The 12,748-nt window shown below is 63.8% G+C and carries 8 protein-coding genes; 4 read left to right on the top strand and 4 right to left on the bottom strand.

What is annotated here, in order from left to right:
* Positions 1 to 9 precede the first annotated feature (9 nt).
* From ACFSDX_RS07290 to ACFSDX_RS07300, 3 genes are all read right to left on the bottom strand, one after another.
* Entirely contained in the window at positions 10 to 1,989 is a 1,980-nt protein-coding gene (locus ACFSDX_RS07290) for a CocE/NonD family hydrolase (RefSeq protein ID WP_382312614.1), read from the bottom strand.
* Between the two features lie 108 nt (positions 1,990 to 2,097).
* Complete coding sequence (locus ACFSDX_RS07295; RefSeq protein ID WP_382312615.1) at positions 2,098 to 3,555, bottom strand: aspartate kinase; 1,458 nt, start codon at positions 3,553 to 3,555, stop codon at positions 2,098 to 2,100.
* A 173-nt stretch (positions 3,556 to 3,728) separates the two neighbouring features.
* The gene (locus ACFSDX_RS07300; RefSeq protein WP_382312616.1) at positions 3,729 to 3,947 is read right to left on the bottom strand and encodes a hypothetical protein; all 219 of its coding nucleotides are present in this window, start codon (positions 3,945 to 3,947) and stop codon (positions 3,729 to 3,731) included.
* A 370-nt stretch (positions 3,948 to 4,317) separates the two neighbouring features.
* Here ACFSDX_RS07300 and ACFSDX_RS07305 point away from each other — a divergent pair, with 370 nt between their 5' ends.
* From ACFSDX_RS07305 to ACFSDX_RS07315, 3 genes are all read left to right on the top strand, one after another.
* Positions 4,318 to 7,311, top strand: a complete 2,994-nt coding sequence (locus ACFSDX_RS07305; protein WP_382312617.1) for a PD-(D/E)XK nuclease family protein — start codon at positions 4,318 to 4,320, stop codon at positions 7,309 to 7,311.
* Between the two features lie 155 nt (positions 7,312 to 7,466).
* Positions 7,467 to 9,254 carry a chloride channel protein gene (locus ACFSDX_RS07310; protein ID WP_382312618.1) on the top strand — a complete coding sequence of 596 codons (1,788 nt, stop codon included), beginning with the start codon at positions 7,467 to 7,469 and terminating at the stop codon, positions 9,252 to 9,254.
* 160 nt (positions 9,255 to 9,414) lie between these two features.
* Positions 9,415 to 10,638 (top strand): BaiN/RdsA family NAD(P)/FAD-dependent oxidoreductase, encoded by a 1,224-nt coding sequence (locus ACFSDX_RS07315; RefSeq protein WP_382312619.1) that lies wholly within the window; start codon positions 9,415 to 9,417, stop codon positions 10,636 to 10,638.
* A 104-nt stretch (positions 10,639 to 10,742) separates the two neighbouring features.
* On the opposite strand, the gene ACFSDX_RS07320 is transcribed toward ACFSDX_RS07315, so the two are convergent.
* On the bottom strand, positions 10,743 to 10,994 hold the full coding sequence (locus ACFSDX_RS07320) for an ATP synthase subunit B family protein (RefSeq protein WP_382312620.1): 252 nt from the start codon (positions 10,992 to 10,994) through the stop codon (positions 10,743 to 10,745).
* Between the two features lie 218 nt (positions 10,995 to 11,212).
* On the opposite strand from ACFSDX_RS07320, the gene ACFSDX_RS07325 reads away from it, so the two are divergent.
* A complete protein-coding gene (locus ACFSDX_RS07325) occupies positions 11,213 to 12,676 on the top strand; it encodes a diadenylate cyclase (protein WP_382312621.1) in 1,464 nt (487 codons plus the stop codon).
* Positions 12,677 to 12,748: the final 72 nt, after the last annotated feature.

A 12,748-nucleotide genomic window follows, 5' to 3' on the forward strand; every position in this document is an offset into this window, starting at 1 on the left:
AGTATTGCTTTACTGCGCAGCAGCGGGTAGCACCTTCACGACCAACTGCGAGGCGTGCCCCGGGTTGTGGTAGAGCTGATGGGTTTGGGTTTTGAAGTCCGTTTCGTTGGCCTCGTAGATGTTAGGCACGTAGGTCTGCGGATTGCGGTCGACGAGCGGAAACCAGGTGCTTTGCACCTGCACCATGAGGCGGTGGCCTTTTTTGAAGGTGTGCAGCACGTCTTGCACCGTGAAGGGCACGGCGGTTACTTCATTGGCCACGAAGGCCTTGGGCGTGGTGAAGCTCTCGCGGAAGCGGCCACGCATAACCTCGGAGCGCACCATCTGCTGGTAGCCGCCTAGGTGGACGCCGGGGGCGGTGCGCGGGTTATCGGGCGTGTCGTCGGGGTATACGTCGATGATTTTCACGACCCAGTCGGCGTCGGTGCCGGTGGTGGCTACTTGCAGCCGGGCCAGGATGGGGCCGGCCAGGGTCAGGTCTTCGTCGAGCGGCGGGGTTTGGTAGGTGAGCACGTCGGGGCGGCGGCTGGCAAAGCGCTGGTCGTCGGTCATGTACTCGCGGGTCATGCTCGGGGCCGTGGCCTCGGTGTAGGGCACCGGGTGGGCGGGGTCGCTCACGAACTGGTCAAACTCGAAGTTGACCTCGGGGCGGCGGCGCTCGTTGTCGCCGCTGGTGGGTGGGCTAAAGCTGAGGCCACCGGCTTGCCGGAAGTACAGCGTGCGCTCCTGCGCCGGCTTGGGCGGCCAGGCATCGAAGGTGCGCCAGCGGTTGGTGCCACCCTCGAAGACGGTGGCTTCGGGCAGCGCGGCTACGGCGGCGCCGGGCTTATCGTCTTTCAAATACGACTTGAAGAACGGCGCCTCAATATGCTCTTGATACCAGCGCGAGGGCGAGGGGCCGTAGGCCACGTTACCCACCATTTCGCCAGTGGTGCCGCTCCAGCCGCCGTGCACCCAGGGGCCCATCACGAAGCGGTTGCTGAGGCCAGGATTCTGCTTCTCAATGGTTTGGTAGGTATTGAGCGTACCAAACAGGTCTTCGGCGTCGTTGAAGCCGCCGACCACCAGCACAGCGGTTTTGAGGTCGCGCAGGTGCGGGCGGGGGTTGCGGGCCTGCCAGAAGGCATCGTAGTTGGGGTGCGCCACAATGTCATTCCAGTGCTTGTACTGGTCGTGAAAGTAAGTGGTATTCACGTTTTTGAGCGGGCCGAGCTGCTGGTAAAAGGCGTAGCCGTCGGGCGTGCCCATCTGAGGGCCTTCGGGGTACTGCGCCAGCGGCGTGGGCCGGGGCTGGCCAAAATTGCCCCAAAAGCCCATCACGCCCGTTAGAAAATACGCGCCGTTGTGGTGGTCATCGTCCCAAAACCAGTCCGTGACCGGCGCCTGCGGCGAGGCCGCTTTCAGCGCCGGGTGGCGGCTCAGCAGGCCCACGGTGGTGTAGAAGCCGGGGTACGAAATGCCCCACTGGCCCACGCGGCCGTTGTTGCGGGGGCCTTTTTTGGTCAGAAATTCAATGGTGTCGAACGTGTCGGTGCTCTCATCGATGGCGGTTTTGGGCGCGTGCGGGGGCAGTTGGGGGCGCACGTCCTCAAAAACGCCTTCCGACATGTAGCGCCCGCGCACGTCCTGAAAGGCAAAAATGTAGCCCTCGTGCACCATCTGGCTATTGGGGCTGATGCGCACCCGGTATTTGCCCGGCCCATAGGGACGCGCCGAGTAGGGCGTGCGGTTCAGCATGATGGGGTAGCGCACCTTGTCGGCGTCGCGGGGCACGTACACCTCGGTGTAAAGCTTCACCCCGTCGCGCATCGCAATCTGGTACTCCATCTTGGCGTAGTGCTGCCGGATATAGAGCGTGTCGGCCAGAATCTTATTACGAAAATCATCCTCGCTGCTGGTTTGGGGAGCGGGCGGCGGGGCTTGGGCGTGGGCGGCGGCGGTGGCAAGACCTAGGCCGAGCAGGAGCAAGGCAGCGTATGTTTTTTTCATGAGCGAATAGGAAAGTAGCCTGGCCACAAAAGAACGTCAGGCCGACCGTTCTGCTTGCGGCGCAGCGCGGTCGGCCCGACGGCTCGTTCTTCCCTAGGTCAGCAAAAGCTAGCGCGCCAGCTCGAAGCTCTTGTTGAGGGCGATAATGGCAGGCTTATAGTCCTCACGGCCAATCACAAACTGAATATTGACCTTGCGCAGCGCGAAGCCCGCGCTACGGATATTGATACCCGCTTCGGACAAGGCGCCGGCCGCCTGGGCCAGCAGGCCCGTCCGGTCGATGTTGGAGCCGATGAGGCAGACCAGGGCCACGTTTTCGACGGTCACTTTCTCGTACTTGGCTTCCAGCACCTCCACCAGCGACGGCTTCAGGTCCTTCTGCCAGATAACGAGCGAGATGCTGTTGGCGCTGGTGGCCTTGAAGATGTAGCTCACCCCTAGGTCGTAGAAGGCCTGCATGAGGTGCAAATCAAAGCCGGCAGCGCCCACCATCAGCGGGTCGTAGATGTCGATGATGACGACTTTTTCGGTGCCCGTGATGACTTCGACGTGTTTCTCATCCGACACGTAGTCGCGGGTGATGAGCGTGCCGGGGTGCTCGGGCTCGAAGGTGTTCTTGATGCGCAGGTCAATCGCGTTGATTTCCAGCGGCTTCGACGCCTTGGGGTGAATGGCCTCCATGCCCACGTCGGCGAGTTGGTCGGCCACGTCGTAGTTGGTGAAGCCCACCGGGCGGCAGTGGTCGATGCCCACCATCATGGGGTCGGCCGAGCAGAGGTGATATTCCTTGTGAATAATGGCCTCCTGGGGCTGCACCGCCACGGCTATCTTGCTGAAAGTCACCTCCGAGTAGCCGCGGTCGAACTCGCGCATGATGCCCTCCACGCCCTTGGTGTAGCCGGTGGCAATGCAGATGGTATCGGCAAAATTGATGCCCGCAAACGCCTGCTGAATACGCTCGTCGATGGTGAGCGCCCGCGCGTCGTCGAAGCCGCTGAGGTCCACCAGCGTGGCATTTACGCCCTTGCTGCGCAGGATATTAACCGAGTTGAACGCCGAGTGCGCCTCCCCTATTGAGGCCAGAATCTCGCGGGCGGCCTGCAAAATATTGTAGCTGTTAACGTAGCCCGAGGCCAGCACGTTGGTGAGGCTTTCGAGGTAAGCCTGGGCCTGGTCGATGCGCTGCTGAATAAAGGCGTCGGCCGCGGCCAAATCGAGCCCTAGGGGCGCGTAATGCGTGTTCAGCTCCTTGAGCTTGGCGGCTACTTCTTGCAGGGCGGCCCGAAACTCCTGGTTCTGGGTAATGTGGTGGTAGACGCCGGGCGCGCCGGTTTTCTTGTTCTCCAGCAGCCAGTTGGTAACGTTGGCGTAGGCCGACACCACGAAGATGCGGTTGTACAGGGCCTGGCCCTGGCGGCCGTGGAAGATGATGTTCTGCAGAACATCGGCGAAGGCGGTCATGGAAGTACCGCCGATTTTTTCTACTGTGAGCACGGTTGAAGGGAGCGGGGTTGCCCGCCGCAGTGGCACCTCGCCGGCGGCTCCCGAAAAGCGTGCATGGCGCATTTCCGACAGCAGCCCCGGCGAAGCGGAGTAAGCTAGTAAAACCAAACGGGCCGCCGACGCCAAAGCGCAAGCGACCCGCAAGGTAAAATCAACGTGCGCAAACTAAGCAGCTTATATAGTATAAATTCCTAAATCAATTGCTCTTTTTGCTGAGAAAGACACCGTTAGCACCGCTAGCTACAGTCGGCCAGTTGGCGCGGGCGCAGGCGGGAGGGCCGGCGCCGGGGGCGGGCGGCGGGCTGGGGCAGCAGCGGGCACTCGACCGGCGGCTGCGGGCTGGCTAGCGAAAAGACCGCGCAGTACTTGGCCGCCCAGCAGGTGGCGCAGCCCACGGCGGGCACGGTGGGTTCGGGCTCGTTTTCGAGCCGATGGTCGTTTGGGTTAAATAGCATAGCAGAAGGCACTGACTGGCTGAGAGTCAGGGCGAAAGAAAGAGGTAGATAAGTAGTGCCAGCGGCACGCTTGCACGCTGGCTGGTGTTTCAAAGTTCCGAAGCTTCCATAGCACTATTCCGGTCTTTAGGTACGAACTACTGGTTTTTGACTTCAAACACCGCCTAGCGCCATCCGAATAAAAAGCCCCCGTGTAGCGGCAGTATCTAACTGATAACCTTATCTTAGAATAAGAATAAACAGGCCCCAGACCGGCGCGGGGCCAGCCCGGGGCGCCCCGCGTTGCCACGTGGTCCACGGCACCCGATAGCCTCCGACCTAGGTAGCCGAAACCTCACGCCCCTCCCCAACACCCGTACCTTTGCGCATCATGCTGCCCTCCCCTTTATTGGCTGCGCCGGTGGTGGCGCCCGTTTCCAGCCGCACTTTTCTGGCGGAGGTGGCCCACGAGCTGCTGGCCACTCACGACGACGCGCTGGCCGACCTGGTGGTGATAGTACCCACGCGCCGCGCCGTGGTGTACCTCCAAAACGAGCTGGCCCTGGCCACGCCCGACGGGCAGGCGCTGTGGTCGCCGCGCATCGCGGCCATGGAAGACTACTTGGTGGAGCGCGCCGGTGTGCAGGTCGAGGAGCCCATCGCCCTGCAGCTCTTGCTGTTCGATATTTTTAAGGGTATCGATTCTGACCTGAACTTCGACCGCTTCGTGGGCTGGAGCGGGCTGCTGCTGCAAGACTTTTCGACCCTCGACCAAAATCTGGCCGACGTGAAAGAAGTCTTCGACTACCTCTCCGAGGCCAAGGCCTTGGAGCGCTGGAGCCTCGACCCCGAGAAGAGCAAGACCGATGGCCTGGCGCGCTACTTCGGCTTTTGGGGCCAGCTAGCTAAGGTGTACACCGAGCTCAAGCGCCGCCTCAAAGCCGACCACCTCGCCTACCCCGGCCTGGCCTACCGCGAAGCCACCAAGCGCCTGCAAACCGAGCTGCGCGACCCCAACCGGCCGCTGCCCGCGCCCCACGTATTCGTGGGCCTAGGGGGCCTCAGCAAGGCCGAGGAGAAGTTTATCAACCTGCTGCGCAAAGCCGGCCGCGCCGAATTGTATTTCGACGCCGACCCGTTTTACCTCGAGTTGGACTCGCCCAACCGGGCCGGGCAGCACCTGCGCCGCTACTGGAAAAAGTGGGATTTGCCGCACGATACCTTCACGCTGCAAGAGCACCTGCGCGGCCGGCCGCACCACATTCGCCTCCTCGGGGTGGCCAATGCCAGCATGCAGGGCAAGCTGGCCGGCCAGCTGCTGGCTGAGGCCCGTCAGCGCAACCCCGACGCCACCGTGGCCGTGGTGCTGCCCGACGAAACCCTGCTGCTGCCCGTGCTGCACGGCCTGCCGCCCGCCGAGGTAGTGCCCGATTTCAACGTGACGATGGGCCTGAGCTTCCAGAGCACGGCCTTGTTTAACCTAGTCGATTTGCTGTTTGAGGTGCACCTCACCGGCATTCGGGAGGGCGAGCCGGGGCGCGACTACGGCGTGCCCAAGTACCACCACCTGGCCGTGACCAAGCTGCTGGCGCACCCCTTTTTGCGCCGCTACGAGCAGTGGCAAGATGCGCAGGCCGACGAGCCGCAGTATCACCACTTGCTGGAAAATATCTGCCAGCAGATTGTAAAAAAGCACTTGGTGCTGCTGCCCGCTACCGAGCTGCTCAAGCTCGGCCACGGCCACCCGCTCATCGAGGCGCTGTTCCAGACCTGGGACAACTGCGATAATATCATCAGCGCCTGCTACACGCTCATCAAGCTGCTGAAGCAGGTGTACGAGCACGAGCATTCGGCCATCGAGGCCGAGTATTTGTACCTATTTTACACGCTGGTACGGCAGCTCGACTCGGCCTTCGACTGCCAGCAGCAGCGCCTGAGCGTGCGCTCGTTTCGGCGCTTTCTGTATGAGCAGATGCGCAACACGCGCCTGCCCTTCGCGGGCGAGCCGCTAGCCCAGGTGCAGATTATGGGCTTGCTCGAAACGCGGGCGTTGGACTTCGACCACGTCATCATCTTGAGCTGCAACGAGAACGCGCTGCCCGCCCCCAAGCGCCAAAACTCGCTGTTCCCCTACGATGTGTTAGCCGAGTTTAAGCTGCCCACCTATGCCGACACCGAGGCCACGGCGGCCTACAACTTCTGGCGGCTGCTGCAACGGGCCGAGCGCGTAGACCTGGTGCACGTGCTGCCCGGCGCCGAGGGCGTGCGCACCGGCGAGCGCAGCCGCTTCCTGCGCCAACTCGAGTTTGACCTGGCCGCCCAAAACCCGCTGCTGACGCTGGAAGACCGCACGGTAGCGGTGGTGGCCGACGCCACCGCGGCCGCCGGCGACCTCAGCACTGACCTGGTACTGGAGAAGGACGAGCTCATGCTCACGGCCCTGCGTGGCGTGCTCGAGCGCGGCCTCTCGCCCTCGGCCCTCAACGAATACCTGGCCTGCACGCTCAAATTTTACTTTTCGCGCCTGGCCCGCTTTCAGGAAAACGAGGAGGTGGAGGAGGCCCTGGGGGCCGATGGCTTCGGCACGGTGGTGCACGATGCGCTGGAGCATTTGCTCAAGCCCTTCGAGCTGGACCAGCGCGAGCTGACCGCCGCCGACATTCCGGAGCTGCTGAAAAAAGTGCCCGCCGAGGTCACCCGCCAGCTGCGCCAGGAAGAGGCCGACCGCCAGGCCCGCCCCGACGATGGCCTCAACCACGTGCTGGGCCAGGTGGCGGTGCGCCTCATCCGCAAGTACCTAGAGAGCCTGCCGGGGCAGCCGGGCGTGCTGCCGCTGCACATTGTGGCCCAGGAAACTGACCTAGTGGCCACCGTTTTTGTGGACCTGCCGGGCCGGGCCACCAAGCTGCCGGTGCGCCTGCGGGGCCGGGCCGACCGCATCGACGGGCTGCCCGACGGCCGCCGCCGCGTAGTCGATTACAAAACCGGCCTCGTGGAGCAGCGCGAGCTGAACCTGCGCGGCAAGGTGAAGCCCCTCACCGCCGCCGAAACCGTGGAGCGCCTACTCACCGAGTCGTCGAGCGGGGCCGACAAGGTGCGCCAGCTCTGGCTCTACCGCTTCATGCTGGAAAGCGACGAGTTGCACCCCGCCCCGGCCGGCTCGGAGGCGGCCATTATGTCGCTGCGCAAGATTGACGAGGGCTTGCTGATGGCCCCGCTCGACTTCATCACGGAGGGCACGGGCGAGCCCGATTTTCGGCGGGCCAGCGCCGAGCTGGTGGCTCGGCTGGCGCTGCGCGTGCTCGACCCCGCCGAGCCCATCCGCAAAACCGACGACCTAGCGAAATGCGAATACTGCCCGTACAAAGGCATCTGCGCGCGGTAGGGTTTGGAAGCAGGTCGCCTGTCATTGCGAGGAGGAACGACGAAGCAATCTTTCCTTTACGCCTCGTAGACGTCCGCTAACGGTGTAAGGAAAGATTGCTTCGTCGTTCCTCCTCGCAATGACAGACGTTTATTCTTACCCTAGTAAGTAAGCTCATGGCCCAGACCCGCCTTTCTCGCCTGCTCCACCCCTTTTTGCTGTGGCGGCTGCGCCACGTGAGCGAGCGCGTGTACGTGGTGTGGCTGGCGGTGCTGGTGGGCCTGCTGGCGGGCTTGGCGGCCGTGGCGCTCAAAACGGCCATTCACTGGCAGCAGAACCGCCTGGCGGCGGCCGTGACGGAGCCCAACCGGGTGTTTGCGCTCTCTATTTACCCGGTTATTGGCATCGCGCTCACAGTGCTGGTTACCAAGTATTTGCTGGGCGGCAACCTAGGGCGGGGCATCGGGCCCATTATCTATAGCACGGCCCGCGAACACGCCGTGGTGCCGCGCTCCAAGCTGTATTCGCAGCTCGTGACGGCCTTCCTGACGGTGTCGTTTGGCGGGTCGGCGGGCACCGAAGCGCCCATTTCGGTGACCGGGGCGGCCATCGGCTCCAATGCGGCTAGGGTGCTGCGGGCGGGCCGGCGGCGGCGGCGCCTGCTCACGGGCTGTGGCGCGGCGGCGGGCGTGGCGGCCATTTTTAACGCGCCCATCGCGGGCGTACTGTTTGCCGTGGAGGCCATTTTGCTAGAGCTGCCGGCGCAGTATTTTATTCCGCTGCTCATCTCGTCGGCCACGGCCACGGTGGTGTCGAAGGCACTCTACGCCGGGCAGCCGTTCACGCTCATTACCAATTCGTGGGTCTTGAACACGGTGCCGTTCTACGCCATCCTAGGTCCCATTACGGCCGGGTTTTCGGTATACATGATTCGCACCTACCATTGGTTCGACCACTTTGTAGAGCGCTGGCCGGGCCTGCGCTGGCAAAAGGTGCTGGTGGGCGGCGCGGCGCTGGGTCTGCTCATTTTCCTGTTTCCGCCGCTCTATGGCGAGGGCTACAACGTGGTGGAGAAGCTGCTCGCCGGCCGCTCGCAGGAGCTCACCGACGGCAGCCTGTTCTCGGTGTATGGCGACGATAACGTGTGGTGGCTGCTGGTGCTAGTCTTTTTCACGATGCTGACTAAGGTAGTGGCCACCAGCATCACGGTTGGCGCGGGCGGCAACGGCGGCATGTTTGGCTCGTCGCTGGTGGCGGGCGCGCTGTGCGGGTTTTTATTTGCGCGGCTCGTCAACCTCACGGGGCTAGTGGCCTTGCCCGAGGTGCACTTTGTGGTGCTGGGCATGGCGGGCGTGCTGGCGGGCGTGGTGCACGCGCCGCTCACAGCCATCTTCCTGATTGCCGAAATCACGGGCGGCTACGCGCTGTTTGTGCCCCTGATGCTGGTTACCAGCTTTTCCTACCTCATTACCAAGCATTTCGAACCCTACTCGGTATACACCCGCAAGCTGACGCTGAAGGGCGTGGACGTGTACGCCAACCGTGACCGCGACCTGCTCTCGCGCCTCGATTTGCACCGGCTCATCGACACCGGTTTTGTGCCCCTGCGCCCCGGCGCCACCCTCGGCGAGCTGGTCGAGGTGTTTCGCCACGCCCACCGCAACGTGTTTCCGGTGGTGGGCAAGAGCGGCGTGCTGCGCGGCATCATCACCCTCGACATGGTGCGCGATACGCTCTTCGACGGCGCGCACTACACCACCACCAAAGTGCGCGAGCTCATGCAGCCCGCCCCCGCCCTCATCGCCCCCACCGACACCGCCGAGCACGCCCTAGCGCTGCTGGAGCGCACCGCCAACCCCGCCCTCCCCGTGTGCGACACCGATGGGCAGTACCTGGGCTTCGTGACCAGAGCCACCATCCTGGCTCGCTACCGCCGCGAGCTCATCGAGGAAGGCCAGGCGTAGTCGTTGATGATTAGCTAGCCACAAGATGATTTGCGAAAATTTAAGTAGGGTGCGGGGCTGGCCCCCGCCCGGCGTTGTTCAGAACACATTGCCAAACAACGCCGGGCGGGGGTCAGCCCCGCACCCTACCTCGTAACAAGTAAACTAGCTTCCGCTTCGCATGCCCTCTTTTTCTTCTCCTGCGGCCCCGCTGGTAGCCATTGTGGGCGGCGGGCCGGCGGGCCTGCTGGCCGCCCAGCACCTGGCCGAAGCCGGCCTGCGGGTGCAGGTATTCGAGCAAAAAGCCACCGTGGGCCGTAAGTTTCTAGTGGCCGGCCACGGCGGCTTCAATCTCACCAACGGGGAAGACCTAGGCGCTTTCGCGGCGCGCTACGGCGCGGCAGCGCCATTTTTTGGGCAAGCGCTCGCGCACTTTTCGCCCGCCCGCCTGCGGCAGTGGGCCGCCGACCTCGGCATTGGCACCTTTGTGGGCACCAGCGGGCGCGTCTTCCCCGATGCTCAGCACACGCCCGCCGACCTGCTGCGCGCCTGGCTGCGCCGCCTGGGTGACCTAGGCGTGGAAATAAAGACCCGCCACCGCTGGCTCGGCTTCGCTGGCGAGCGCGGCCTGCGCCTGCAAAATGAGGTCACCGGCGAAGAATTTGCGGTAGTGCCCGCCGCTACGCTGCTGGCCCTAGGCGGCGCCAGCTGGCCCCAAACCGGTTCCGATGGCCATTGGACACAGGCGCTGGCCGCCATCGGCGTGCCGAGCCAGCCCTTTGCGCCCACCAACTGCGGGGCCGAGGTGGCGTGGTCGGCGTTCTTTAAAGAGAAAGTGGGCCGGGCGCCGCTCAAAAATATTGCCCTCAGTTGCGGGGGCCACACGGTGCGCGGCGAAATTATGCTCACCGACTACGGCCTGGAGGGCACGCCCGTGTACGCGCTCACGCCGCAGCTGCGGGCGGCACTGGCAGCAGGCACCCCCGCTTGGCTGAGCCTGAATCTAAAGCCCGACCTAGGCGCTGCCGATGTGCAGCGCCGCCTAACGCGCCGCCGGCCCGCCGACTCGCTAGCGTCCTTCTTAGGTAGCGCCTTCAGCCTGAAAGCACCGGTGCCCACGCTGCTGCGTGAGCTGCCCGCGCCGGCCGACCTAGGGGCGGCGCTCACGGCGTTGCCCATCCCGGTGGCGGGCCTGCGCCCGCTGGCCGAGGCTATCTCGTCGGCGGGCGGCGTGCCCTTTGCAGAGGTCGATGAAAAACTGATGCTACGCCGCCGCCCCGGCACTTTCGTGGCCGGCGAAATGCTGGATTGGGAAGCCCCCACGGGCGGCTACCTGCTGCAAGGCTGCTTCAGCACCGGCGCCTGGGCGGCGCAGGCAATTAATAACCAAGTAAACGGGCTGTAGCTTGGGCTTTGTAGTCCGGGCGCGAGCGCAGCGAGCATCTACGTTCGCAGACGTTTGCTTGCGTGGATGCGGGCTGCGCCTGCACTCGGACTACAAAGTCCGAGCTACTTGCTAACTGCTTTTTCCTGGGCTTCTTTCAGTATCTGGCGGGCTTCGCCGAGCAGGCGGCGGCCGGGGTCAAGCTCATCGCGGGCGATGAGAGCGAACAGCAGTAGAAACGAGACGATGGGCAGCAGCCAGCCCAGCGCAAACCACAGCCAGAACGAGCGGCCGCGCGAAGCGGCGCAGTAGCCCGTCATGATGGGAATAAAGGAGATGGCCACCACCATGACCAGGAGCATGTCGACAAAGAGCATAGGCTGAGCAGGATGGGGTGGAATCAAAACCGCCTAAGCAGGCGGATGTTATCCCGAAGATACGAATTTTTTTGCGCACTTGCGGGCTGGCCAGCGCGGTACGGACTACTGTTTAGTCCAATTTTACGTAAGCGTTATACTTGGAAGATAAAGGTACTATGACTGTCTCCCCGCCCGCCCCCCCGCCGGCTCGCCCCACCGCTTCTTTTCTGCCCCCTATGTGGGAACACCAAAGTCTGTTTCGCGTTTCGGCCCAGCTCTTCGCCGAAGGTATTTTTAACCTGCTCGACCGCAATTTGCGGCCCGAGGTTTTCTTGTTGGGCCTGGCTTCGGGCCGTGAGGAAAACGACCCGCACAGCGTGGTGATTGAGCCGCCGACCCTACGCTACGGCCCCGCCGATTTTGCGGGCATCAAGACGCTGGCCGCCACTTTTGAAACCGATGCCGGCCCGCGCGACAACGTGTACCACCTGCACCCGCAGGACCACGACCGCATGGAAAAGCAGCACTGGTACGAGCTGGTGTGCCGCGCCACCGAGCAAACCCTGCTAGAGCTGGTGGAGAGCCGCCAGGAAACCCGCCGTTCGTTTTGCTCCACGCCCCTCAATCTCAACGGCTACTTGGTGGTGCTGGTGGTGCAGCTGGCCGCCGGCCCCTACAACTCTTACTACACGCTGCCGGGCAAGGCTACTTCGCTGCGGCCAGCCTCGCTGCCGCACGCGGCGGTACTCGAGTTTTTGCACGAGTGCACCCGCGCTTTGCGGGAGGCTGATACCGCCGATAACGAGCAGCCGGTGCTCGACCGCGACTACAACGAGGTGCTGCGCGGGGCCGGGCGCCGCCTCATGCTGCGCATCTCGCCGGGCAGCGCCCACGGCCTCTACGATGCCTGCCTGGGCATTGCGGCCTTGCGCCACGAGGGCGGCGAGGGCCAGGGCACCATGCTGCTGGCCCGCCGCCAGCACGCGGCCATCGTGCCGGTGCTGACGCTGGAGGCACCCGTACCCCTGCGCGACCACCGCTCCATTCGCAAGCTGTTGGAGCTCACCGAGGGGCGCACCGGCTTGGTCTCGGATGCTTCGCACGTGTTTGGCCTAGGCTACATGGTGGAGGAGGGCGATGAAAAGTACGAGCCGCTGGCTACCGTGCAGTTTACCAACCACTATGGCTGGGAGCTGCGCCACGGCGGCCACACCCTCATGCGGGTGGTCAGCAACACGCCGCGCCTGCCCCAAAGCAAGGTGCAGGCCGACAACTTTGCCCGCGTGGCGCACCAGGTTTTCCCCGACCTCTCGACGGCGGAAATATCTTTTCTCTGGGAGCTGGCCCTCGAAGCCTCCAACCAGAGCCACGGCACCATGCTCTGCATCAGCACCGGGGCCAAGGCCGAGGCCGAGCGCCTGCGCCGCCAGTGCTTCCGGGTGGTACCTCGGGTAATGACCACGCCCGTGCTGCGCCAAGCCAGCAGCATCGACGGGGCCGTGCTCATCGAGCCCAACGGCACGTGCTACGCCATTGGGGTAATCCTGGATGGGCAGGCCACCGAAAAAGGCGACAGCAGCCGCGGCGCCCGCTATAACTCGGCCGTGCGCTATACCAGCTCGTCGCCCTACCCCTGCCTGGCCGTAGTCGTGAGTGAGGATGGCTGGATAGACCTGCTGCCCTCGACGCTGCACGCGTAAGGTTTTTCGGCCAATTAGGTAGTTCTTTGCGGTGTCGGATTATCATTGCGAAGAGGCACGACGAAGCAATCG

Origin of the sequence: Hymenobacter bucti, from assembly GCF_042681145.1 — a bacterium.
GTDB classification, from domain to species: Bacteria; Bacteroidota; Bacteroidia; order Cytophagales; family Hymenobacteraceae; genus Hymenobacter; species Hymenobacter bucti.

Bases quoted from the DNA above. Each gene is read 5' to 3' on its own strand.
- ACFSDX_RS07290 (WP_382312614.1), bottom strand. From the start codon at position 1,989: ATGAAAAAAACATACGCTGCCTTGCTCCTGCTCGGCCTAGGTCTTGCC.
- ACFSDX_RS07295 (WP_382312615.1), bottom strand. From the start codon at position 3,555: ATGCGCCATGCACGCTTTTCGGGAGCCGCCGGCGAGGTGCCACTGCGG.
- ACFSDX_RS07300 (WP_382312616.1), bottom strand. From the start codon at position 3,947: ATGCTATTTAACCCAAACGACCATCGGCTCGAAAACGAGCCCGAACCC.
- ACFSDX_RS07305 (WP_382312617.1), top strand. From the start codon at position 4,318: ATGCTGCCCTCCCCTTTATTGGCTGCGCCGGTGGTGGCGCCCGTTTCC.
- ACFSDX_RS07310 (WP_382312618.1), top strand. From the start codon at position 7,467: ATGGCCCAGACCCGCCTTTCTCGCCTGCTCCACCCCTTTTTGCTGTGG.
- ACFSDX_RS07315 (WP_382312619.1), top strand. From the start codon at position 9,415: ATGCCCTCTTTTTCTTCTCCTGCGGCCCCGCTGGTAGCCATTGTGGGC.
- ACFSDX_RS07320 (WP_382312620.1), bottom strand. From the start codon at position 10,994: ATGCTCTTTGTCGACATGCTCCTGGTCATGGTGGTGGCCATCTCCTTT.
- ACFSDX_RS07325 (WP_382312621.1), top strand. From the start codon at position 11,213: ATGTGGGAACACCAAAGTCTGTTTCGCGTTTCGGCCCAGCTCTTCGCC.